Source organism: Paenibacillus piri, assembly GCF_004354045.1.
Classification (GTDB): domain Bacteria; phylum Bacillota; class Bacilli; order Paenibacillales; family NBRC-103111; genus Paenibacillus_S; species Paenibacillus_S piri.
This window is the reverse complement of sequence record NZ_SMRT01000005.1, coordinates 42431-65168: the sequence shown is the minus strand read 5'-3', so window position 1 is coordinate 65168 and position 22738 is coordinate 42431. Positions and strand designations below refer to the sequence as shown.

20 protein-coding genes and 1 riboswitch are annotated in these 22738 nt (G+C 55.3%); of the genes, 10 read left to right on the top strand and 10 right to left on the bottom strand.

The window, feature by feature from the left end; translation table 11 throughout:
- Positions 1-37: 37 nt before the first annotated feature.
- Positions 38-1138 carry a sensor histidine kinase gene (locus tag E1757_RS12870; protein ID WP_133228593.1) on the bottom strand — a complete coding sequence of 367 codons (1101 nt, stop codon included), beginning with the start codon at positions 1136-1138 and terminating at the stop codon, positions 38-40.
- A gap of 172 nt (positions 1139-1310) precedes the next feature.
- Positions 1311-1392, bottom strand: a riboswitch (cyclic di-GMP riboswitch).
- A 196-nt stretch (positions 1393-1588) separates the two neighbouring features.
- Between E1757_RS12870 and E1757_RS12865 the strand changes: the two genes are divergently transcribed.
- The 7 genes from E1757_RS12865 (at position 1589) to E1757_RS12835 (ending at position 7502) form a co-directional block, all read left to right on the top strand.
- Positions 1589-2224, top strand: coding sequence for an energy-coupling factor ABC transporter permease (locus tag E1757_RS12865; protein WP_133228590.1), 636 nt, complete (start codon positions 1589-1591; stop codon positions 2222-2224).
- Entirely contained in the window at positions 2221-2502 is a 282-nt protein-coding gene (locus E1757_RS12860) for a PDGLE domain-containing protein (RefSeq protein WP_133228588.1), read from the top strand. Before E1757_RS12865 ends, E1757_RS12860 begins: the two co-directional genes overlap by 4 nt.
- A complete protein-coding gene (gene cbiQ / locus E1757_RS12855; RefSeq protein WP_133228585.1) occupies positions 2499-3230 on the top strand; it encodes a cobalt ECF transporter T component CbiQ in 732 nt (243 codons plus the stop codon). Before E1757_RS12860 ends, cbiQ begins: the two co-directional genes overlap by 4 nt.
- A gap of 4 nt (positions 3231-3234) precedes the next feature.
- The gene (locus tag E1757_RS12850) at positions 3235-4065 is read left to right on the top strand and encodes an energy-coupling factor ABC transporter ATP-binding protein (protein ID WP_133228581.1); all 831 of its coding nucleotides are present in this window, start codon (positions 3235-3237) and stop codon (positions 4063-4065) included.
- 184 nt (positions 4066-4249) lie between these two features.
- Complete coding sequence (locus tag E1757_RS12845) at positions 4250-5041, top strand: helix-turn-helix domain-containing protein (RefSeq protein ID WP_133228578.1); 792 nt, start codon at positions 4250-4252, stop codon at positions 5039-5041.
- Between the two features lie 235 nt (positions 5042-5276).
- On the top strand, positions 5277-6680 hold the full coding sequence (locus E1757_RS12840) for an MFS transporter (protein WP_133228575.1): 1404 nt from the start codon (positions 5277-5279) through the stop codon (positions 6678-6680).
- Positions 6681-7052: 372 nt separating this feature from the next.
- Positions 7053-7502, top strand: a complete 450-nt coding sequence (locus tag E1757_RS12835) for a FixH family protein (RefSeq protein WP_133228573.1) — start codon at positions 7053-7055, stop codon at positions 7500-7502.
- 7 nt (positions 7503-7509) lie between these two features.
- Here the strand turns inward: E1757_RS12835 and E1757_RS12830 are convergent, their stop codons facing one another.
- A complete protein-coding gene (locus E1757_RS12830) occupies positions 7510-8466 on the bottom strand; it encodes a sulfite exporter TauE/SafE family protein (protein ID WP_342774566.1) in 957 nt (318 codons plus the stop codon).
- A 45-nt stretch (positions 8467-8511) separates the two neighbouring features.
- The gene (locus E1757_RS12825; protein WP_133228570.1) at positions 8512-10761 is read right to left on the bottom strand and encodes a heavy metal translocating P-type ATPase; all 2250 of its coding nucleotides are present in this window, start codon (positions 10759-10761) and stop codon (positions 8512-8514) included.
- Between the two features lie 217 nt (positions 10762-10978).
- On the opposite strand from E1757_RS12825, the gene E1757_RS12820 reads away from it, so the two are divergent.
- On the top strand, positions 10979-11944 hold the full coding sequence (locus E1757_RS12820) for a mannonate dehydratase (protein ID WP_133228567.1): 966 nt from the start codon (positions 10979-10981) through the stop codon (positions 11942-11944).
- Positions 11945-12224: 280 nt separating this feature from the next.
- Here the strand turns inward: E1757_RS12820 and E1757_RS12815 are convergent, their stop codons facing one another.
- The gene (locus tag E1757_RS12815) at positions 12225-13265 is read right to left on the bottom strand and encodes a LacI family DNA-binding transcriptional regulator (protein ID WP_133228565.1); all 1041 of its coding nucleotides are present in this window, start codon (positions 13263-13265) and stop codon (positions 12225-12227) included.
- A 115-nt stretch (positions 13266-13380) separates the two neighbouring features.
- Between E1757_RS12815 and E1757_RS12810 the strand changes: the two genes are divergently transcribed.
- Positions 13381-14733 (top strand): FAD-dependent oxidoreductase, encoded by a 1353-nt coding sequence (locus tag E1757_RS12810; RefSeq protein ID WP_246079173.1) that lies wholly within the window; start codon positions 13381-13383, stop codon positions 14731-14733.
- A gap of 137 nt (positions 14734-14870) precedes the next feature.
- Here E1757_RS12810 and E1757_RS12805 read toward each other — a convergent pair whose 3' ends face one another.
- From E1757_RS12805 to E1757_RS12790, 4 genes are read right to left on the bottom strand one after another with little or no spacing between them, the layout of a single operon-like run.
- Positions 14871-16709, bottom strand: coding sequence for a SpoIIE family protein phosphatase (locus E1757_RS12805; RefSeq protein ID WP_133228561.1), 1839 nt, complete (start codon positions 16707-16709; stop codon positions 14871-14873).
- 3 nt (positions 16710-16712) lie between these two features.
- A complete protein-coding gene (locus E1757_RS12800; RefSeq protein WP_133228558.1) occupies positions 16713-17690 on the bottom strand; it encodes a sensor histidine kinase in 978 nt (325 codons plus the stop codon).
- A gap of 4 nt (positions 17691-17694) precedes the next feature.
- Positions 17695-18081 (bottom strand): DUF1987 domain-containing protein, encoded by a 387-nt coding sequence (locus tag E1757_RS12795; RefSeq protein WP_133228554.1) that lies wholly within the window; start codon positions 18079-18081, stop codon positions 17695-17697.
- A gap of 22 nt (positions 18082-18103) precedes the next feature.
- On the bottom strand, positions 18104-18649 hold the full coding sequence (locus tag E1757_RS12790; protein ID WP_133228551.1) for a SiaB family protein kinase: 546 nt from the start codon (positions 18647-18649) through the stop codon (positions 18104-18106).
- Positions 18650-18817: 168 nt separating this feature from the next.
- Here E1757_RS12790 and E1757_RS12785 point away from each other — a divergent pair, with 168 nt between their 5' ends.
- Positions 18818-19165 carry a sensor histidine kinase gene (locus tag E1757_RS12785; RefSeq protein ID WP_133228547.1) on the top strand — a complete coding sequence of 116 codons (348 nt, stop codon included), beginning with the start codon at positions 18818-18820 and terminating at the stop codon, positions 19163-19165.
- Between the two features lie 174 nt (positions 19166-19339).
- On the opposite strand, the gene E1757_RS12780 is transcribed toward E1757_RS12785, so the two are convergent.
- Complete coding sequence (locus E1757_RS12780; RefSeq protein ID WP_133228545.1) at positions 19340-20377, bottom strand: glycoside hydrolase family protein; 1038 nt, start codon at positions 20375-20377, stop codon at positions 19340-19342.
- A 45-nt stretch (positions 20378-20422) separates the two neighbouring features.
- Positions 20423-22672 (bottom strand): glycosyl hydrolase family 95 catalytic domain-containing protein, encoded by a 2250-nt coding sequence (locus tag E1757_RS12775; protein WP_133228542.1) that lies wholly within the window; start codon positions 22670-22672, stop codon positions 20423-20425.
- Positions 22673-22738 lie beyond the last annotated feature (66 nt).

Genomic DNA, 22738 nt, shown 5'->3' with positions numbered 1-22738 from the left:
TCGTTATTTGATCGTAGGCGCGGGCGGAAGCAGCCGGCTAGGATCGGCGGAATGTAAGCAGAAAAGCCGTCTCCTGATCGTTGCTTGTATATGAAATATCGCCATTGTTCTGAAGCATGATCTGCTTGCAGATCGCAAGGCCGAGCCCGGTCCCGTTCTCTTTGTTCGTGACGAACGGAGTGAAGATCGTCTGCCCCAATTCCGGCGGAATTTTCGGACCGTTGTTGCTGACCCTTATGTAAGCGTTAGCATGATCCTCGTAACAAATGATCGTGATCCGCTTGTTTGTTTTGACGGAGGATAGCGCATCGACGCCGTTGTTCAGCAGATTGGACAGCACCTGTTGAATGGCCAGCTTTTGAACCCGGATTTTGATATGCTCCGGAACGGCAAGCGTCAAATCGACATTCTCATCGATCAGCCGCGGATTCAACAGCGAGATGTTATGATCCAGCACCTGCTTGGCTGAAATGTAGACCGGCTCCTCCTCCATGATCGGACGCTTGGAGAAGCTGAGAAATCCGGTCACCTGCATTAAAATGTTATCGCATTCATGCTCTATGTAATCGAGATAAGAGTCCGCTTTATGAAACGGCTGCTGATGAATGCCGGTTCGCAGCAATTTCAGAAAGCCTTTTATGGATGTAAGCGGATTGCGAATTTCATGGGCCATGCTGGAGGCCATTTTACCGATCAAATTCATTCTGTCGTCGTGCAGCTGATCCAATACCAGCTCTTTCTCTTTGGTACGCTCGGCCGCCTGCTCCCAATAAATACGGCACATTTCGCTTTCGAAGTGATCGATTCTGTCGCAGAACCGCTTGAAAAGCTCCATCGTCAGCAGCTTGCCGCCGATTGCATGCAAGGCTTGCCGCCACGAGCGGGAGTTGTAATGAATTCGTTGAACCGTCATCATATCGTTGTCCGAACGCATAAACCACTGCGCCGCGTGCGAGATGGCCGGATGATTCTCAGCAGAAATTGCAAGCTCGGTCATGTATTGAAAATAAGCCCGCCCGATTTGATACAAGTGATCTTTATCCGCATCAGCAAACTGTGAACTGACTGCATTAAGCCAATGTGTAATAAATTCATGCTCCATGTCGCGAACTTTAGCCAACAATGATTCGTTATCCATGGTGAGAACCTTCCTGTATTCTGATTTTATTCGTGAGAATCAATCTCAAAGGACGAGCGTTGTTAGTCAAGGCTGTGCGAAGCAACGCACAGACTCTTATACGTTCCGTTTAAACAAAAAAACTGCCCGACCCCAGGACAGTTCTGCATAGAAAGCAATTACGGACACAAATATCGGTAAACCCGCTGCCAGTTCCAAATGTGTTGGCTGCGGTTTTGCGTCCTCATCTTTCGACAGGTTTGCCGCTATCGGTGTGAAATGTTTGCGTTTCTTGACACTGTGCTCATTGTATCACAATCGCTAAGCAAATAGCACCATTTTCCTGCCAGATTTAAACAAAAATCATGTGCCTTTTCTCCTAACGCATTTTCTAGTGTTACGCATTTACACATTCGTGCTACCGTGGTATGATAAATACTGGTTTTCACATGAAGGATGGAGGAATGTACCGTGCATATTCCTGACGGCATATTGGATCCCAAAGTATGGGGAGCTTCTGCGGTGGTAACGGCTGCCGTGCTGGCCAAGAGCGTCCGGTATTCCAGAAACAAGCTGCAGTACCGCGCCGTGCCTGTCATGGGCGTGATGTCCGCATTTATTTTCGCCTCCCAAATGATTAACTTTCCTCTGCTGGGAGCCGCCACTTCAGGGCATTTGATCGGGGGCGCGCTGGCAGCGTTATTGTTCGGCTTTTGGCCGGCGACGCTCATTATGACCACCGTGGTTGCCATTCAGGCGATCGTTTTTCAGGATGGGGGCATTACCGCGCTCGGTACCAATTTATTGAATATGGCCATTTTGGCGCCAGGCATAGCCGTTCTTGCAGACCGGCTTTTGCGGCCCATCTCCTTGATCCCGCAGCCGTTGAAGGTATTCATCACCAGTTGGCTGTGCGTCCAGGCGGTTGCACTCGTGGTCGCTGCTGAATTGGCGCTCTCGGGCGTTATCCCTTTCGGCACCGCCGCCAAGGCGCTGCTGTTCTGGCATGCGTTTATCGGCGTCGGAGAAGGCGTCATCACCGCCATCGTGCTGCCGTTCGCGCTTCGGTCCTCGTTTCAGTTCAGAGAGGAGTCGACGACACCATGAATAAGCAGGTGATCAGCTGGTTGATCGTATCGCTCATTATCGGCGGATTTATTTCGTTATTCGCGTCTTCAAGCCCGGACGGCTTTGAGAAAGCTGGAGAGGAAATCGGCTATATCGAGCACGCCACTGCAAGCAAGATAGCGTCGCCGATGCCGGACTACACGATTCCCGGAATCGATTCCTGGCTGTCCTCCAGTATGGCCGGACTTGCAGGAGTCGCGCTGACATTCGTTCTGTTTCTGCTGCTGGGCAAATTTCTGGCAGGTCGCAAGAGATGAAATGGCTGATTGATTACCCGCCTTATAAAATAATAACGGTACTTATTCTTATTATAATAGGCGTTTCCATCAAACAGCTGGAACCGCTTATTTTTCTGCTTGTGTACGGTCAGCTGATGCTCGCGCTGTGCCGCGTTCCGCTTGCTTTTTTATGGCGCCGGCTGCGGTTTGTAATACCGTTTGTAGCCTTCTCGCTGCTGTTTTTTACGTTGTACGAAAATCGCCTGCCGGTCAGCGCCGGATTATTTACAATATCGTTGTACGGCCTGGAGAAAGCCGCCATTTACTCGGCCAGGCTGCTCTTTACAATGCAGATGCTGACGCTGCTGTTTTACCGGATGGCGATGCCCGAATTTTTCCAGGCGTTAGTCCGCCTCCGCGTGCCGGGTATTTTTATCGAGCTCATTTTGTTTACGCTGCGCTTTACGGATGTGCTCCGGGAGGAGGCGGCCCGCATGCTGCAGGCATTGCGAAGCCGCGGCATGAAGCGGCGGAGTCTGATTTCATGGACAAGCTACGCCGTATTGTCGAGGCTGCTCGGCGGCCTGCTGCTGCGCTCGTTGGCGCGTTCGGAACGGATTTATATGGGAATGATGTCGCGCGGCTACAGAGGCATCCCTCCGCAGCTGGAGCTCTCTCCGCCGGAGGCGGCCGACCGGGCGGCCTCCGCAGTATGGTTGGCGCCGGTGCTGGCCATAGGCTTATATGATGCGATAGGAAGGTGGTGAGCCGATGGTTGAATCCGTTTTTCAGTTCGAGCAGGTATGCTACCGCTACAAACAGGACCGTACGGCTGCGTTGAACGGGATCAGCTTCCGTATTCCGCTTGGTCAAAAGACGGCGATTGTCGGGCCCAACGGCGCCGGCAAATCGACGCTGATCTTTCATATGAACGGCTTGTTCGGTTGCGAATCGGGCACGATTTTATTTCGTGGCGAACGGCTGAATAAAACGACGCAGGCGGAGCTCGTACAGCGGGTCGGCGTTGTATTCCAGGATCCCGACGACCAGATCATTTCGATGACCGTGAAGGATGACGTGGCATTCGGTCCGGCTCAGCTGGGGCTGTCGGCAAGCGAAGCGAATCGTCTGGCCATGGAAAGCATGGAAATGGTCGGTATTTCCCATTTGGCCGGGCTGAATCCGGCGGAGCTGAGCTTCGGGCAAAAAAAACAGGTGGCCGTCGCCGGCGTCATTGCGATGAATACGGAAGTCGTTATTTTGGACGAGCCGATGGCATTTCTGGATCCGCTCGGTCAAAAACGCATACAGCATATTATGGATCGGCTGGCCGCAGATGGCAAAACGGTCATTATAGCGACTCATAACATGCAGCTGGTGGCCGAATGGGCCGATCACGCAATCGTCGTGAAGGACGGGGTATGCCTTGGGCATATGAGCCCGCGGGAGCTGTTTTGCGAGCATCCGGCGCTGCTGGATGAGGCTCATCTGGACCTCCCTCCCGTGGCTCGCATGTTTCGCGGCTTATGGCAGGGCGATCCGTCGACGATGCCGATCCGGTTCGAGGAAGCAAGACGATGGATCGGCGCCAGAACTATTTAGATCCGAAACTCCATAATTAAGTACAAGCGGAAGAGCAGGCGTAATCGCCTGCTCTTCCGCTTGCTTCCGGGGAGAAGAAAAAGACAAGCCGGTGTTTCCATTTATATAATAAATGTGATAAAATATAATGCGAACCTTTGTTCTGTATGATGCAGGGATAGACGAAAGGAAGGTGTCCATAACGGTGAACGACCGGTATTCAGAGATTGACGAAGTGATTGCGTACATTCATCAGCACATCTATGATCCGCTTCCGCTTTCCCGATTGGCCAAGCAAGCATCCTATAGTCCTTACCATTTCACGCGCATTTTCAAGGAAAGAATCGGCCTTCCGCCTCTATATTTCGTATCTTCTCTGCGCTTGCAAAAGGCCAAGGATTTGCTGCTGCAAACGAATTTGAGCATACGCGATATCGGACTGGAGATCGGACAGCAAAGTCTGGGAACCTTCACCACCCGTTTTACCGAACGCGTCGGCATGACCCCGTCCGACTTCCGGAACTCGAGGCTGCAAACGGACCGGCACTTCAGGTTATTGCGAAAGCTTGACGACTGGCGCGAAAAGAACTTCATCGTCGACCAACACGCCAGAGTCGAAGGCACCATCAGGACTTCGGTACCTTTTGAGGGCATAATTTTGATCGGCCTGTTTGCCAAACCGATCCCCGAAGGCCTGCCTATACACGGAACACTTCTTTCTTCCCCGGGAGAATTTTGCTTCAAAGGCGTCAAACCCGGCACCTATTACCTGATGGCTACATCGATCTCTTGGGGAAGCCAGGCGCTGGACATATTGCTCCCGCATACGACGCTGCGCACCCGTTCAAGAGAGCCTATTGTCGTCAAACCTTACTATCCGGTGCCCTATCAGGTTGTTACGCTCCACGTTCCTCGGCCCGACGATCCTCCAATCCTGATTTCCCTTCCCCTGTTGATGAATATTTTTCTCAATCGGGTGAACCAACACAGCAATTGATAAGAAATACAGCCGCCAATTACATGCTAGTATAAGGGGGAATTCGAAACTCATTCATTGTGTTATCAAGATCGTACAGCACCGGGAAAGGAGATAGTATGATATGAACCGGCCAGTGACAGGCCGAAAATACTACGCCGATTTATACAGCTGTTAGCGGCATAAAACGCTGACGCCACGCCCAGGCCGGCGACAGCGGAACAACTCTTATACGGATAGGAAAGGTATATCGAAAATGAACTTTGTGGAGAGCAACAACAAACAGGCAGCCGAAGCTTCAAATATAAAAAAAAGCGTGCTGTGGATCTATTACGTCATCTTTTTCTCTGTACTGAACGAATCGGTATTCAACGTATCGACTCCGAGCATTGCCAAGCAGTTTGAGCTGGATGCCGCCGGCGTAAGCTGGGTAGTTACGGTCTTTTTCATTTTTTTCGGAATGGGAATGGTCATTTTCGGCAAGCTATCCGATATGTACGGTATCAAAAAACTGATAACGATCGGAATCATTTTGTACAGCCTGGGTTCTGTTCTTGGTTTCGTGCTGCAGGCTTGGTATCCGGCCGTCATCCTGTCGCGGGCGCTTCAAGGGGCCGGCGGATCGGCCATCCCGGCGCTCGTATTTGTTATGGTGGCCCGGTTTTTCACGGCAGCGGAAAGGGGAAAATTGTTCGGCGTCATCACGTCGACGGCTTCCTTTGCAGTCGGGATCGGTCCGGTGCTCGGCGGTTATATTGCCGGATCGCTCCATTGGGCGTATTTGTTTCTTATTCCGCTCCCCGTTCTCGTCGCGATCCCTTTTTTCCGGAAGTTTCTGCCGAAGGAACAACGCAAAACGGGCAGCCTGGATATTATCGGCGCAGCGCTGCTAGGAGTCGTAGTGACAATGCTAGTCCTGTTTACGACAGAAACGCGCTGGCTCTTCCTGCTCGCGGCTTTCTTCGCATTAATCGTGTTCATCATCCATATTCGCCGGGCGAAGGAGCCGTTCGTCGAACCGGCCCTCTTCACGAACCGGCTGTACCGGAGCGGGCTTATCATCGGCTTTCTCATCTTCGGAACCGTCATGTCCATCATGTTCGTGCTTCCGCTCATGCTTAACAAAATATACGGATTGAACACGGAAAATATCGGACTCATCATGTTCCCGGGAGCCATCAGCGCAGTCATCTTCGGTAAAGTCGCGGGCAATATGACGGTCAAGCGGGGAAGCCATTTTGTCGTGTACACGGGGCTGTCGCTAATCACGCTCAGCCTGCTGCTGCAATCTTCCTCCATCGGGCTTTGGGTATGGTATATCGGTGTGGCGCTAATTATGATGTATATCGGATTTTCCTTCCTGCAAACCGCATTGACGGAAAGCGTAACGCAAATATTGCCCAGCCATCAAATCGGCGTCGGCATGGGCCTGTTTAATATGATATCGACGATTTCCGGGGCGGTAGTGACGGCGATTGTCGCCAAAACAATGGAGCGGCAGCTGTTCGCGTTCCCGCTGCACCCCCTTATCTCGGACTCGCATGCCTACTTGTACAGCAATCTTATTTTGCTGCTGAGCTTTATTGTCATTGCGAGCGCACTCTTGTATGTCGTATCCTTCGGTAAACAAGCTCCCAGGCCGATCAAACAGCCGGCCTGATCGGACTGCTTTTGAACCGCTATTAAAGTTCTATTGATGCTATTGGAACGGCCTTGAACCGCAGCAGCGGAGAAGGCCGTTTTTTTGCGTGCCGTGCGGCAGTCCGCGATACGCTTTAGCGGCCGCACACTCCCGAGCCGCAGCTGTCACATGGCAACCCATTGACAATACATGGCATACTGCATGCCGCCGAAAGCGGTTGATACAGCCTTGCCTCGCTTGCGCGGTATGACAGTATTGAAGGTTCCGCCCGCCGCGTTCGTCCGGAATGACCGAAAAGGAGCATAAACTTTCCCGCTGCACGATATTTATAAAGTGCGGGTCGAAGGCCAAAGCGGAAAATTTACACCAAGGAGAAGGAAGGTGGGTAGCATGAGCGCCAGTCGAAACCGGGGTAACCTGTTTTTTTGCGGGGCGGCCGTTTTGGCCATGATTGCGTTTGTCGGATGGATGCTGGCCGGAGCGGGCACCGGAGCTGCGGCGGTCTCGGACCGCCCGGCTATGACGGAATCGGTACAGGGGCCTTATACGTTCCAAGTCCAATTAAACGCCGCCGAAGCGGTTGTCCTGAAGCCCAACACGTTCACCGTCACGATTATGCGGGCAGATGAACGTCCTGTCGGCCAAGCGGACATCGATATTACGCTGTACATGCCGGATATGTTCTGCGGCACCAGCACGGCGAAAGCGAAGGAGGTTCGCCCCGGCGTCTATCAGGGCGACGGCATTCCGCTGATGGCCGGAGCGTCGGCGGCCGAAGTAAAAGTGCAGCTGGACGGCCGAACGTATACGGTCCAGCATCCTTTTGTTGCCGCGCGGTGAAGCCCGCTCACCAAAGCCAGGGATGAACGCTCGGGAGCCAACTGTTGGCGGCCATGCCGCGCAGTATGGATAAAATACCGATCCATACGGCAACCGCCTGGCCCGCCCACAGCACCTTGCCCCGCAGCGATTTTTTGATCGAGCCGGCGAACAGCCCGGCGAAAAACAAAGCGGGCAGCGTCGCAATCCCGAATACGGCCATAATGAGCGCCCCGCTCCATGCTTCGCTGCTGGCCGCCGCATTCATCTGCATCGCATAAGTTAAACCGCACGGTATAAAACCGAGCAGCAGTCCGCTGCCATAGACGGCACCGGTTTCCCTGCTGCTTTTCAGCTTTTGTGACAAGCCTCTGAAGTATGGAATGCCAAGCGGCCCCCATCGTGCCAAAGGCAAGGCAACCTTTCGGAATACCCAGAGCAGGATGAAGATGCCACCGATAATGCTGGCAATCCCTTGCAGCCCGGCCAGCCTGCCGGCGGTTTCAACGAAGGAGCCGGCCGCTCCCATCAACGCCCCAAGTCCGGTATAAGTCGTAATTCTTCCCAAATTATAAGCCGCAACGGTACGTACCATACCGTTCTCCGCATTAAGCGCAAAACCGCTCACCGTTCCCCCGCACATGCCGATGCAATGAGGAGCGCCCAAAATACCGGTCATGGCGGCTAGCAATAGACCGTCTGCATTTACGATACCGATCCTCCCCTTTCCCTGGCGATATGTCGATTGGCGCGCCGGATGCAAGCCGAACGAACGCCGTCTCGGCAATCCCGCCCAACTCCCTTTGCGACATGTATATCCGGCACATGCCGAATTATACAGCGGCGGCAATTTCCGCATAAGCCCGGAGCCTCCTTTATAAATACGCACGATCGGATGCGAACATACTTCCGATCGCGGCAAAAAAACGGCGCTTCCGATATCCATCGAAGCGCCGCCTTTTATGATCGATCCCTTATCCTGCATTCCGCCTTCCTGCATAGTCCAATCGCATGCCGCTGCTTCATTTCGTCAAGCCTTCCGGAGTCGCAATGCATTGCAGAGCACGGTGACCGAGCTGAACGCCATGGCCGTGCATGCCATCCAGGGAGCAAGATAGCCGCAAACCGCAAACGGAATCGCCAGGACGTTATACAGCAGCGAAAATCCGAGATTTTGCCGAATGATCCGCATCGTCCGCCGGCTGATCCGGATCATATGCAGCAGCCCGTGCAGATCATTTTTAATCAAAACGACATCTGCAGCCGCTTTGGCAATATCCGTGCCCCGCGCGACCGCGATGCCGATATCGGCTGCGGACAAGGCCGGCGCGTCATTGATGCCGTCGCCTACCATCGCCACCTTGCAGCCTCGTTCCTGCAGCTCCTTTATCAAGGCGGCCTTCGCCTCCGGCAGCCGCTCCGCATGCACATGCCGGATTCCGACCTGCCTCGCAATCGCCTCCGCGGTCGACCGGTGGTCGCCTGTCACCATCATGACGGTCACACCCATCGCCGTCAGCTGCTGTACCGCTTGACGCGAAGCCGGTTTGAGCGTGTCGCTTAATGCCACCGCCCCGGCCCAAGCCCCGTCGACGGCTGCGAAGACGACATTGCTGCCCTGCCGCTCCCACCGCTCGATCCGATTGAACGCGGGAACCGGCGGCACGCCTTGCTCCTGCAGCCATTTGCGGGTGCCGGCCAGCACTGTCCTGCCGTCCACGATTGCGCGGATGCCGCGTCCCGGCACAGCGGCAAAGCCGGAGCATTCGGGCAGTACCAGTCCCTCCCGCTGCGCCGCCCCAACGATCGAATGGGCCAGCGGATGCTCGGAGGGCTGCTCGGCGGCCGCCAGCAGACGCAGCAGCGACGCCTCCGGACCGCGCGCCGACATCACCCCGATCAACCGCGGGGCGCCTGCGGTCAGCGTCCCTGTTTTGTCCAGCAGCATGACGTCGGCGCGCGGGACGAGCTCCAAATATTTGCCTTCCTTGAACAAGATGCCCAGCTGCGCCGCCCTGCCCGAGCCGACCAGGATCGACGTCGGCGTTGCCAGTCCAAGCGCGCAGGGACAAGCGATCAGCAGCACGGAGATGGCTTTTTCCAATGCGACGCCCGCCGCTCCCGGCTCCAGAACCAAGTACCAGACCGCGTACGTTATCGTCGCCAAGCCAATAATGACAGGCACGAATACGGCGGAAATCGTGTCCGCCATACGCTGTATCGGTGCCTTGGAGCTTTGCGCCTCCTCCATCAAGTCGATCATTCGCGACAAAGTCGTGCTGCCGCCCACCCCGCTTGCCTGTATGCTCAGGACGCCGTTCGTATTCAGCGTGCCGCTGATCACCCGGTCTCCCGGCTGCTTGTCGACCGGCAAGCTTTCGCCGCTGATCATCGCCTCATTGACCGCCGCATGCCCGTCCGTGACGAAACCGTCCACCGGGATGCTCTCGCCCGGCCGAACGACAATGATGTCGCCGACGGCGATATCGGCTACTGACACGCGAAGCTCTTTGCCCCCTTTGACGACATGAGCCGCCTCGGGCCGCAGCGCGTGCAGCTGATGCAAGCTGCCGAGCGTTCGTTTGCGGGCGATCGCTTCGAGCCATTTGCCCAGCCATACGATGGTCATAATCATAACTGCCGCGTCGAAATATAAAGGCGTATACGCTCCCGTGGCCGCACCGTGTGCGGCGTGTCCGACGGCCGCATGTCCGGGATGAAACATCAAATAATGGCTGTACATATACGCGGCCAAGGTACCGATGACGACCAGCACGTCCATATTGGCGCTTCCGCTTTTCAGCGCATAGAACGCCCTTACATAGAAGGGAAGGCCAATGACGAACTGCACCGGCGTCGCCAAGGCGAGCTGGAACCACGGGTTCAGGAGAAGCTCGGGGACCGGCAAGGATGCCGCGAAATCGTGATGCTTCGCCATTGCCCATACAAAAGGCAGCATCAGCACGAACGAAACGACAAACCGCAGGCCGGTATAACGTATATCGAACGGGTCTTCCCCCTCCCTGTCGGCGATCCCCGCTACGGAAGAAATCCGCTTGCGCACCTTGTAGCCAAGCTGCTCGATTTTGCTCTCGATTTGCTCCATGCTCGTTTTCGCGGGAACAATCGCCACCGATGCCCGGTGCAGCGCCAAATTGACGTTGATTTGCTCCACCCCGTCCATCCTGCCGACGACTTTTTCGATGCGGGCGGCGCATGTCGCGCACGTCATCCCCGAAATATCCAAAACCACCTGCTGCACAGCCGGTTGTCCGCTCACGAAACCCACTCCATTTTTGTCCAAAATGACCGATCTAATCAGTACCAATATATGGACCGGCTATCGTTTTCATGACTTTCCGCGAAAATAATCGGACAACCCGACGTCTTGCGAATTTTATGAAAACGTTCTCAATCGCTGCCTTTGCATGATACAATGACAGGGTGAGATTTTATCCAGGCTTCCCTCGGGAGCACCAATACAAAGGAGAATCCGTATGAAGGTATCGGTAACATTGTCACGAACGGACGTATCGGACAGCCACTTGCGGCTGCTAACGCAAATCGGGGTAGATTGCATCGATTTTGGCAGCGGCTCCTCATTTGCCGGAGTCAAGGAGCAGGGCTTCCCCGATCTGGACGCACTGATCAAGCTGCGCAAACGAATCCAGTCCTGGGGGATGGACATTAACCGTGCAACGCTGCCGGATCTGTCCAGCCGGTTTGTCGACGGCCTTGAAGGCGGAGAGCAGGAGCTCGAGCATTCGGTCACGGCGATGCGCGTCTTCGGCGAAGCGGGCATTCCCATCGTCCGGCAGCGCATTCAAGGCGACAACCGGTTCGATAAAAATATCATGTACAGCGCCAAGCAGCGCGGCGGCTTGACGGCCCGGGGCGAAAATTGGGCCAATAGGATGACCGATTTGCCGACGCAGGAAGAGCAGGAGCATTGGTGGTCCCGCTTTTGCGAAGTATACTCGCGTCTGGTGCCGGCCGCCGAGGAGCACAACCTGCTGCTCGCCATGCATCCGACCGATACGCCTCTTCCCGGCATGCCATACAGCAGCCTAGGCTTCCACCGGATTATCGACGCGTTCCCGAGCAAGCGGGTCGGTTACGTGTATTGCGTAGGAACGAGAGGCGAAGCCGGCGGTTCCTCCCTCGTATTGGACGAAATCCAGCATTACGGGCGCAAAGGCCGTATCTTCTCCGTCCATCTCCGCAACGTACGGGGAAGCCTCGCGACCGCGTACGGCTTTGAGGAAACGCTGCTGGACGACGGGGATATGAATATGTTTCGAATCGTGCTGGCTCTGCATAAAATCGGCTTTACGGGCTGCTTGAATGCGGATCATATGCCGCAGCTGGAGGGCGATGACAGCAACCATCTGCTCGCCTGGACGTATTCGGTCGGTTATATAAAGGCGCTGCTGGCCGCATTGGCGGAATATACCGGGCAATAAGCGGTTTATCCGATTACGACTTTATCGGGTTAAGACCCCCACCTCTAAGGTGGACCTTGAATCAGGTGGGGTAGAGTCCCCATCTGATTCCCCGATGTCAGCAATGCTGAACGAGTTCACCGAATCGACAGCCTTAAGCGGCTGGCCAGCAGTCAGCATATCATTTTCTTATTCGCCTCGCGCATAGCAAGCCGCCGCAACGTCCGACTCTACCGAGACGTAGATTGCGGCGGCTTGCTGCGCATGTCCGATCTGCAGCTCTGCAAAAACCAGGCAAGCATCAGCGCAGCTGCGGCCCGTTTACCGTATTTCCCGGTTGAAAGCCGGCTCGCAGTCGAATATGCTCGTATGGCTGCTGCGGGTTGGCAATACGCCACAGCATCCTGTCGGCCGCCCGGTAGCCGGCTTCCCGAATTAGCAGAGACGGCCTGTCCATAAGCGGCAGCATCGGCGACGGTTCATTCAAAAATGCGACGAAGGAGCACTGCCGGGGAATTGCCGCAATCGACTGCAGCCGGTAATAGACCGGCGCAACGTCCTCGTCAATTCCGCAAATGACCGCCGTCGGCTGCAGTTGCCTAAACTTTTGTTCCACCGCCGCCAGCCACGGCTCATCGCTTTGCCGCTCCCCGACCGCATGGAGTTCCATGCGGACCTCCTCGCCGATTTCCCGCATCGCCTCCGTAAAAGCCTGCCAGCGTAAAATAAAGCCTCGCTGCGAGCGAATGTCTCCGACGTACATTATATTTCTGTGTCCCTTGCGATGCAGCGTGCGGACGCATACGTACATCGCTTCGTACACATCCCAGACGACGCTGTCCACCTTCGCTTCGGGGGGCGGAAAATTCAACAAGATACGCGGCGCATCCAGCTGCAGCAGCCGTTCCTCGAACCAATCCGGCGTCACGCGCGGCGCGATGAAAATGCCGTCGGCATACAGGATGGACTGCGCCTCCACCCATGCCGCAAATCCGGAAGGCTGCAGGCTTGGCGGCAGCAGCACCGGCATAATGCGGTGCCCGAACTCGGCGAACCGCTCCTGCAGCCCCTGCATCAGCAGCCGGTGAAACCCGAGCGACTGCTCGGTCTGCACCAGCACAAACCGGCGCTGGAAAACCGGATAAGGCGGGATCCGGTCCTGCTCCAGCTGCCGCAGCTGTTCCTTCGTCCGGTAGCCTCTCTCGTTGGCCGTCTGCCAAATAAGGCGCCGCGTTTCCTCGGACATCCCGGGATGTCCGCGCAGCGCCTTCGAAACCGTTTGAATCGTGACGCCGAGCTCATCGGCAAGGCTCTGCAGGGTAACGCTCTTTTTTATAGGCAAAGCCGGGTCCCTCCGTTTCTCGAATGACGATTCCTGTTTTTAGTTTAAACTAAAATTAAACTAATTTTAATGTTTATTTTCTTTTATACTGAGATCGACAAAGGAGTGATGAGAATTGGGTATCGCACATAAAACGATCAAAGCGGACATTGTCGTTGTCGGAGGCGGACCGGCCGGCGTATGCGCAGCCATTGCCGCAGGCCGCAGCGGCGCGTCGACGGTGCTGATCGAGCGGTACGGCTTCGTAGGAGGCATGTCCACCGCCGCGCTGGTCTACCCCTGGATGACCTTCCATACGACAGCCGGCAAACAGGTCATCCGCGGACTCGGACAAGAAATTATCGACCGGCTGGCCGCACAAGGCGCCTCGCCCGGCCATCTGCGGGATACCGTCGGCTTTGTGCACACCATTACGCCGTACCATCCCGAGGTATATAAGATCGTCGCCGTCGACATGCTGAAGGAGGCCGGTGTGCGCCTCCTGCTGCACAGCTTCACCGACGCCGTCAGCGTGAACGACGGACGCATCGAAACGATCCAGGTTACCGGCAAATCGGGGCGCATCGATGTCGAGGGAGCCGTCTTTATCGATACGACGGGCGATGCCGACATCGCTTATTTGGCCGGAGCGCCATGCTTGAAGGGGCGTGAGGAAGACGGAAAAACGCAGCCGATGACGATGAAATTCAGAATGAGAGGCGTCGATCTGGCGAAGGTAAAGCAGTATATGCTGGACCATCCGGACGAATTTTACCGCAAAACGCCGTTCGCCGAGCTGCCCGATTTGCCGCTGTCCGGCGTAATGGGCTATTTCAAGCATTGGAAAGAGGCGAATCTGCCGATCAACCGCGATCAGGTGCTGTTTTTCACCGGCCCGAACGAGGACGAGGTGCTTGTGAATACGACCCGGGTGCAGGGCATGGACGGGACGGACGTCGACGATTTGACCGAGGCGGAAACGCTCGGCCGCAAGCAGGTGATGCAGGTCGCCGAATTCATGACCAAGCGGCTTCCCGGCTTCGAACGTGCGTCGATATCGCAGGTGGGCGCGCAAATCGGAATCCGGGAAACGCGCCGGATCGACGGCGTCTACGCTCTCCAGGTCGCCGATGTGGTGGAGGGCCGGCGGTTCGCCGATGTAATTGCCCGCAGCGGCTACCCGATCGATATTCACGATCCGTCGGGCAAAGGCGTTACGGCGGCATGGGTGCAAGGCGACGGCGCATACGATATCCCGTACCGCTGCCTGCTGCCGCAGCGGATCGTCAATCTGCTGACGGGCGGCAGATGCATCTCGACATCGCATGAGGCGCTGGCGACGACACGTCTGACGCCGAGCTGCATGGCGACCGGCCAGGCGGCCGGCACGGCAGCCGGAATTGCGGTCAGCCACGGCATCGCTCCCGGCGAAATTGACGTCGCGGAGCTGCAGCAGGCGCTGCGCGCAGCCGATGCGGTGCTTGATTAACGCTTGATTAACGCGTCGAAAAGGGACTGTCCCATAAGGGTATCGACCGATGATACAGTCCCAAAAAATAGGCAAAGCCGCCTCCAACACCACTATATAAGCGGGGATGGAAGCGGCATTTTACATGTAAATTCCCGTTATTCCGCCTTGAATGCAAGCATCGTAATGTCGTCCCGCTGCGGCTCGCCGTTCCGGTAAGCGGCCAGCGTCTCCCGGAATACGACTTCCTGCTCGGACAGCGGAAGCTTTATGATCTCTTCCAGCAGCTGTACGAACCGTTTGAGACCGAACGAATAGTTATGCGGCCCGCCGTTCTGGTCGATAAAGCCGTCCGTAAACATATAGACGGCAGACGGCCGCTTCAGCTCAACGACCTGATTCGTAAACGTATAATCGTCTTCCGTTTTATGGTAGCCGATGCTTTTCCTATCGCCCTTAAACGACTGCAGCTGCTGTCCGTCGGCGATGAAAAGCGTGTTTTTGGCTCCGGCGTAAATCAGCCTTCCGTCTCGCCCCACATAGCAAATCCCGAGATCCAGGCCGTCGTCGGTCCGCGAATGCTCCCGTTCCTGCTGCAGCGTTTGCTTTACAAGCCGGTTCAACTCCCGCAAAATAAGGGCGGGGTCGGTCTTGTTGCTCTCGTCCGTAATTTGATTCAGGATCGATACCGAAACCATCGTCATGAACGCGCCCGGCACGCCATGGCCCGTACAATCGCCGACGGCGACAAGATAACCGTCTTCAAAGACCCGCAGCCAATAAAAGTCGCCGCCGACCGTATCCCGCGGATCCCAGACCAGGAAATGCTCCTTCCACAATCCGTTCAGCCGCTCCTGCGGAGGCAGTACCGCCTCTTGAATCCGCTTGGCGTAATCGATGCTGTCGACGAGCTTCTCCCTTTCCTCGAACAGCTCCCTTGTCCGCTCCGCAACCTTGCGTTCCAGCTCCTCGTTGAGCTGCAGCGCCCGCTTATACGGATTGGCCAGCCGGGTCGACACATAATAAAAAATAAAAATGATCGCGATAATACTGATCAGCGCTGCCGCAAACGTATTAACCTTGATCGTATTGAGAAACGATACCGTTTCGCTGCGCGGAATTTGGTAGACGAGCTTCCAGTTCGCGGACGATTTCATCGGGTAGCTGATCAAATCCATAAGCTCGCCACGCCCGTTTCGGTACTCCGTAATAAGCGGCAGGACCGACGTCTCTCCTTCTTTCCGGCTTACGGCCATCGCTTCGTTTTTAATGGTTCCGGGAAGAAAAGCGTCGATCATGAGGCCGTCATGCTCCACCGTATCGGATAAATGAATTTTTCCCGCTTCGTCAATCAGCCACAAGTTGCCGTTCATTCCGTACTTGTACGATTCGAATTCATTGGACAAATCTTTCAGACTCATGCCGACGCCTGTCACGGCGACCGGTTTATCGATATCCCCCATCAGCACGTTGACAAACGTAAACGTATCTTTTCGCTGCACATTATAATCCAACTGTACGATAACTTTGCTGCGGGATGCCAGCATTTTGTAAAACCATTGGTCTCCGGCGTTGGCTTTGTCGATCGTGCCGATAATTTTCCCGTTCTCCGCCCAGTAATGGTTCGTAATATTGCTCACAAGGAACGCATTCGTGTAATCGAAATCGCTGGTCATGCTCCGGAGCTTTTGCAGCGCGTCCTTGCCCGCCTGCTCGTCCGTTTCCGCGCTCGTCACCCATCGCAGCATAGCCGGGTCCTGCGCAAGCAAAAGCGACGTTTCGACCGCTCTCTCGATTCGGCCGTCCACATTGGATGCAATCGATTCCGCGATATAAGCAAGATCCTTCTCCTTCACCTTTTTCACGGCTTCCTTCTCCGTAATCAAAAAAACGACCGTTCCCACCAATACGATCGAGAAAATGATGATCAGGCTTGCAAACACGATCACTTTAAACATGCCCTGATCCCGGCGTATTGCTGTCAATTTCGTTTCCATGGCTTACCCCGTACCCAGCTGCTTGATTACAATCGGCAGTGAAAAATGAAAGCTGGCTCCTTCCCCCATCTTGCTGTCCACACCCATCCGTCCGTTATGCTTTTTAATAATTTCATGGGCAATGGCCAGGCCCAAGCCGCTGCCGTCCGGCGGCTGCTTTTGCCTCGATTTGTCGCCACGGTAAAAGCGGTCGAATACGTTCGGAAGCGACGATTCGTCGATCCCCGGCCCGGAGTCGCACACTTTGACCGTACATACGGACTGCTCCGCATCCACCTCGCACTGGAACTTGATCAGCCCGCCCGGAGGCGTATATTTGAAGGCGTTGGAGATCAAATTGTTCATCACCTGCTCGATTCGCACCGTATCTACGGATACTACGGCCCGTTGCAAAGCGGGCAGCCCCTGCAGCGGTTCCATTGCGAACAAATAGCCGCGGTCGTTAATTTCCAGCTCGAATTTATGCCTGAACATGATAAGAAGATCGTCGACCGGAATGTCTATGAACTCCATTTTCGTCTGATTCATTTCCAGCTTCGAAATTTCAAACAGGTCTTCGACCAACTGATTGATCAAAACCGTTTTGTTGTAAATCATTTGCAAATATTTCGCGTTCGGCTCGATAATATTATCAAGCATCGCTCTTAAATAGCCTTGAATCGACGTCATCGGCGTTCCCAGCTCGTGGGAAATGTCGGTCAGCAGCTGGCGCCTCGACGTTTCCATCTGCTGCAAATGGTCATTATACCGGCGTATTTCCGTTTCCTGCCGCTTTACATTTTCGCTTTGAAGATCGCTGATCCTGAATATTTTGGTCGTCAGCCGAACCAGGCTTTCGTATTCGTGCAGCAGCTGCTCGTAATGCGGCAACAGCTCGTTGTCCACATACTGTTCTCTATGGTCAAGAATCCCCCGGGCGGCTTCCAGAAACTGCAGCTCATTATGAAAAATGTCCATTTTACCGTTATTGTCATGAGACACGTTTCTATCCCTCTTCCAAAGGCAAAATATAAAACGGTAAACTCATATCCTCTTTAAACTCTTCCGCACATTCCAGCTCGCTGTCATTGTCCGCACTGTAATACCAGTTCAATATGACCGTTTTTCCGGCCAGATGCGCCTGGTCCAGCTTCTCAAGCAGCATCATGATGCATTTGGAGCTGCTGGTATTGATATATGGCAAGTTGAAATGGACGTGCACTTCCTCCTCCGTCAGCTGCAGCAAATAGTCGTCAACCCACTGAAGGACAGGCTCATAAAATTTGAACGAGTTTTCCGGATAAGATTGTCCCTTCACAAGCAGGATGTTGCTGACCGCATCGAAATCAATCTCCGGCGTGCTTCTCGAACCTTGAATTTGTAATCGTTCCATTATGATCACTCCTAGCGGCGGCTTAAACGACAGCTCTTAATGTAAAAAATGAAAATTGCGCATCGACCGGTGTGAACGTGTACTCCAAGGGCTGGGCCGCTTTACGAGCGATATCCACAAGTCCAATGCCCGCTCCCGGCTGGTCGGAAAATGCCTCCTGCTTCAGCTTTTCCTTGTACAGCTTTTTCAGGTCGGCCTTGTCCAATCCGTTCAGTTGATCCAAAATGCCGGCCAACTTGCTTACGTTCTCTTTCAAAACCAAATTGCCCGAGCTGATATAGTTGCCGTCGCCCGACCGTCCGATCGTAATAATGCACGAGGAAGAAATTTGCTCGTACGTTTCTGTCCCTTTTTGACTCATGCAATAATTTTTGATGTTCTGGGTTTGCTCGATAAAAATCGAAAATACGTTATAAATATCGGTTTTCGGCCGCTCCTCCGTTTCCAAATATTTTTTGACCGCTTCGCCCAATTCCTCGATAATCTCCTGCGTAAACGTCCCTGAAAAGCTGATTAGCAGACCATACTGACTAAGCGTATGCTGCAATTCCAACAAGCTGTTGCTCATTAACAATCCTCCCGGTCCGCTTTTGCCCGCCTCCAGGATGGAAGCGGTTAACCAGCGGCTGCTGAAGTTAAAAGCTTTATTGTTAATTTAATTCGCTGCGCATTAAAAAAATCCTTTTTCCGACAATTTTCCTGGTGTTCTATAATGCAATCGTAGGTATTAAGGGGGGTGGAACGGAATGCTTCCTGGCGTGGTACAGAAGCCGAAGCCCCCCGCAATGAGAAAGTCGTAGTATTCGCACCTGAGATCAGCGGCAGCTCGGTTATAGTAGGAGTGAAGGATACAGGGGCGGGCATTGCGGAGGAAGACCTGCCGTATATTTTCGACCGCTATTATACGAGCAATAAATCGCGGAACGTAAAGGACGGCGGAACGGGTCTCGGGCTTGCGATATGCAAGGAAATTATCGAGCATTATCACGGCCGAATTTGGGCATGCAACAATCCGGAACGGGGCTGCACCTTTTATTTTACACTGCCGCTGTATTTGGATACGGACGTGATACAGGATGCATAAATGATCAAAGGTCAATTTTGGACCTTCATCCCCTCACTCTGAAATGAATTTACATGTAAAAAGCCGCTTCCATCCCCTATATAGTGGTGTTGGAGGCGGCTTTGCTTATTTTTGAGACTGTATCACCGGTTGATATCCTTATGGACAGCCACTTTGTTATTTTACCCGGAGGCGTTACTCCGGCGCAATCGGGATTACCATGTTCCAGGTTCCGCTCGCCTTGTGAAAACCGCCCGAGCCGTCGGCCGTCGCCGCGAACAGATGGGTCGGCCTGCCGGCCTGGAACAGCAGGAACGGTCTTTCGAAGCTGCCCATTCTTGCCGTGGTGCCGTCGTCCCATACAATTTCGCGGGAGTACGCCTTCGGATGATCGGCCAGCTGCCAGGACAGTCCGTCCTTCGAGTAAGCGTGGATGCCCGCATGCTTCTCGCCGCAAATATTGCCGTCCATGTCTTTGGCAATCAGCTCGTAGCCCTGCTCCGTCTTCCAAATAAACGGGTCCTCCAGATGGAAGCGGGACGGCGGAAAGACTGGCTCTTCGCTCAGTACGCGGTAAGGCCCCTCGAAATGGTCGGCGCCGGCCGCTCCGATCATCATTTGTCCGTGTGTGTTGCCCTCATACTTCCGGGCTTTATAAATCAAATGCACCGAGCCGTCCCCGTTCACGCAGGGCGCGGGATTGGACGTCAGGAAGCTGTCGAACTTGCCGGGTCTCGTGCCGAGAACGGGCGCGTCCCTTCGCTCCCACGGTCCGAATACGCTCTTGGCGGTGGCGATGCCGATCCGCTTGTTGGCCCGGGCAACGATACAGCGCGGATCCTCCAGCCCGTACGCCTCGCCCGGAGCGACATCCGGCAGCGGATGCGTCGAGCCCATATAATACAAAATATAGGTGTCCCCGTGCTTCGTTATATGCGGGTTGTGCGTACTGCGGCCGTCCCAATATTCGGCTCCTCTGGCGGGAAGCACAATCTCCTGGAATTCATATGGGCCTTCGGGCGTAGAGGAGACCGCTCTGACGACCTCCGACGCGACCAGCCAGCCGGGATGCATCGGAAGATGCTTCGGCCAGCGGGATGCGAACATATGAAACCGGCCGTCCTCGCCCTTTACCACCGAACCGCACCATACCCAGTAGCCTTCCATCCGGAAGCCACCGTTTTTCGGCGCCGGCAGCAATCTGTCGTGCAAACTTCTTGTCAAAACAATCATCCTCTCTCCATAGGTTATATAGGTATCCGCATCTGCCGGCCCGCTTTAGCGTATCGGCAGGCCGTACAGCCGCCACGGCTTGCGGCCGCCGAAATAGCCGCACAAATGCGGGTCGGCCGGTACCGGCTCGACGATCCACTGCCTTCCGGCTGCTGTTCCTTCCGCAACGGTGGAGCCTCCGCCGTTCTCTTCTCCGACGTAGAGAACGGCCTCCTCTCCCCGCTTCAGCTCCAGCTCGCACAAGCCGCCGCCCAGCCTGCGAAGCCGGGCCGAAGCCGGGCCCGCAAGGCGAATGTCCCCGGCCATGCCGGTTTGAATGCGGCACGGTTCGCCCGCAAGGCTTTTGACGCGAATCCAGGACGTAGCTCCGTTGGAGCGGGCGGCACTGACGAGAAACGCGCCCTCCGCCCGCAGCTCGTGGAACGACGCTTCCTGCCACCGTTCCGGCACGGCGGGGAATACGCGGATCGTATCCCCCCAGCTTTGAAGCAGCATATCGTGAATCGCTTCCGCTGCCGCCAACGGCGACTCGATCACGGGTCCCGCCTCCTTGTACATCGTATTCGGCTTAATCAGATGCATAAACGATTGCAAATAGCCGAGCGCTTCGTCCCCGTTGCCCAAGGCTGCGGCAACGGATGCCGCGCTTGTAAAGGTAAAGCCGCGCAGATCGCCCTCCATGGAAAACCAATGGCGAAGCGTGCGCATGATCAGCTCGCGCTCCCGCTCATCGTCTCCGCTGATGAGATGCAGCGGGAATACCGCCATCAAATGGCTGAAATGGCGGTGGCCGAACTCCAGCGGCTGGCCGCTGCCGATCATGAAGCCGGTTTCATCGACCGGCAAGGGCGTCAGACGTTCCAGCGTCGAGCTCCAGCGCTCCCGGTACGCCGCATCCTCTTGCTGCAGACCGAGCAGCTCGTTCATGCGCAGCAGCGTTTCGCATCCCCACTGCAGCAGCGACAGATCGAAATGCGTATCCGGCACGGTCATCTGCAGAAAGGAGCCGTATTCCGGCGATACGGTCGGCGGCAGATGAAGCCTGCCGTCGTCGCCTTCCTCCAGCAGGTGCAGGTAGTACTGCACGCTGCGCTTGAGCAGCGGATACAGCAAATCGCGGATCAGCGCTTCATCCATCGAATACCGGTAATGCCGCCATAAATTGTGGCAAACCCAGGTCAGATTGCCGATCTCCGTGCCGACGGGGTTTATCAGATCATAGCTGCAGCTCCGCGGCAGCCCGGACGAATCTTCCCGGTACGGCTCCGGCACATTATTCTTCAAATGGTCAAAGTTGTCGCGGAAGGCGCGGACGAGCGATTCGCCGATATGCAGACGGTTTGCCGTATAGACCGGCGAATAGCTCATTTGCACGTTCATGTTGAACCAGACGCCGGCCCATGGCGTCGGAGCGAGCCAAGGCCCCTGATTATCTATCATCATACCATGCTCGCGCGTTGCCGAGGCAAGCTTGTACATTTGTATCCAGTAAAAGCCTTCCAGCATCGTGTCCGGAATCGATATGAAGCTTTGGCGGTAATAATCATGCCACCAGCTCCGGTGCGCCTCCACCCATTCCGCCCAAGGCCGGGCGGCAGCGCTGCGGACGACCGCCGCCGCCTGCCGTTGGACGGCCTCGCCGGCTTCATTGGCGATGGACAAATACAGCAAGCGCCGATCCGGCTCGCCGTCCGGCCGCAGCTCCTGCCATACGGTCGTACAGCCGCCGTGCGGTATAAATTGCTGGACGCCGACCGTCATAGCCTCCAACGGATAGCGGGTTACGCGGATTTCCGGAATGTATTGATTCAGGTTGCGGCCGTCCGCATTTTTCAGCACTTCGTCCACTTCGCTGAACGCATACCATTCCAGCTTGGCGGCGCGTTCTTCTCCGCTCGTCTTAAGCTCGACGGCGAGCGCCATATCGCGGCTGTGAACGAACGCGCGGACGCTTACCTTGCCGACGGTCGTCGTGATGTCGGCGCGCAGCTCCGCATTCCACAAATCGACCCGGAGCGAAACCGGCTGGTACAGCCAGCCTGCCAATTCCAAGTGCAGCTCGCCGACCGGAACGCGCGGCGGATAGCCGCCCTGCGGCTTGCGGGCCGTTACATCGGTCCGTCCCAAGACGAAGCGGAGCACATTCCGCTTGTCGCGATGCTCCTCGCTGTAAATCATCGCTCCCATGATCCCGTTGCCGATAAACGCGCCTTCGTCCCAGGAGATCGGCTTGACGGACCATGTCATATCGTGCCGGGCCATAAAAGCCGGCCAATCGATGTTCGTATGAATCATCGCGGATTCATTCCTTTCGAGTGCTGAATGTGTTTCCAAGGAACAGGGCGGCAACCCTTCCGGATT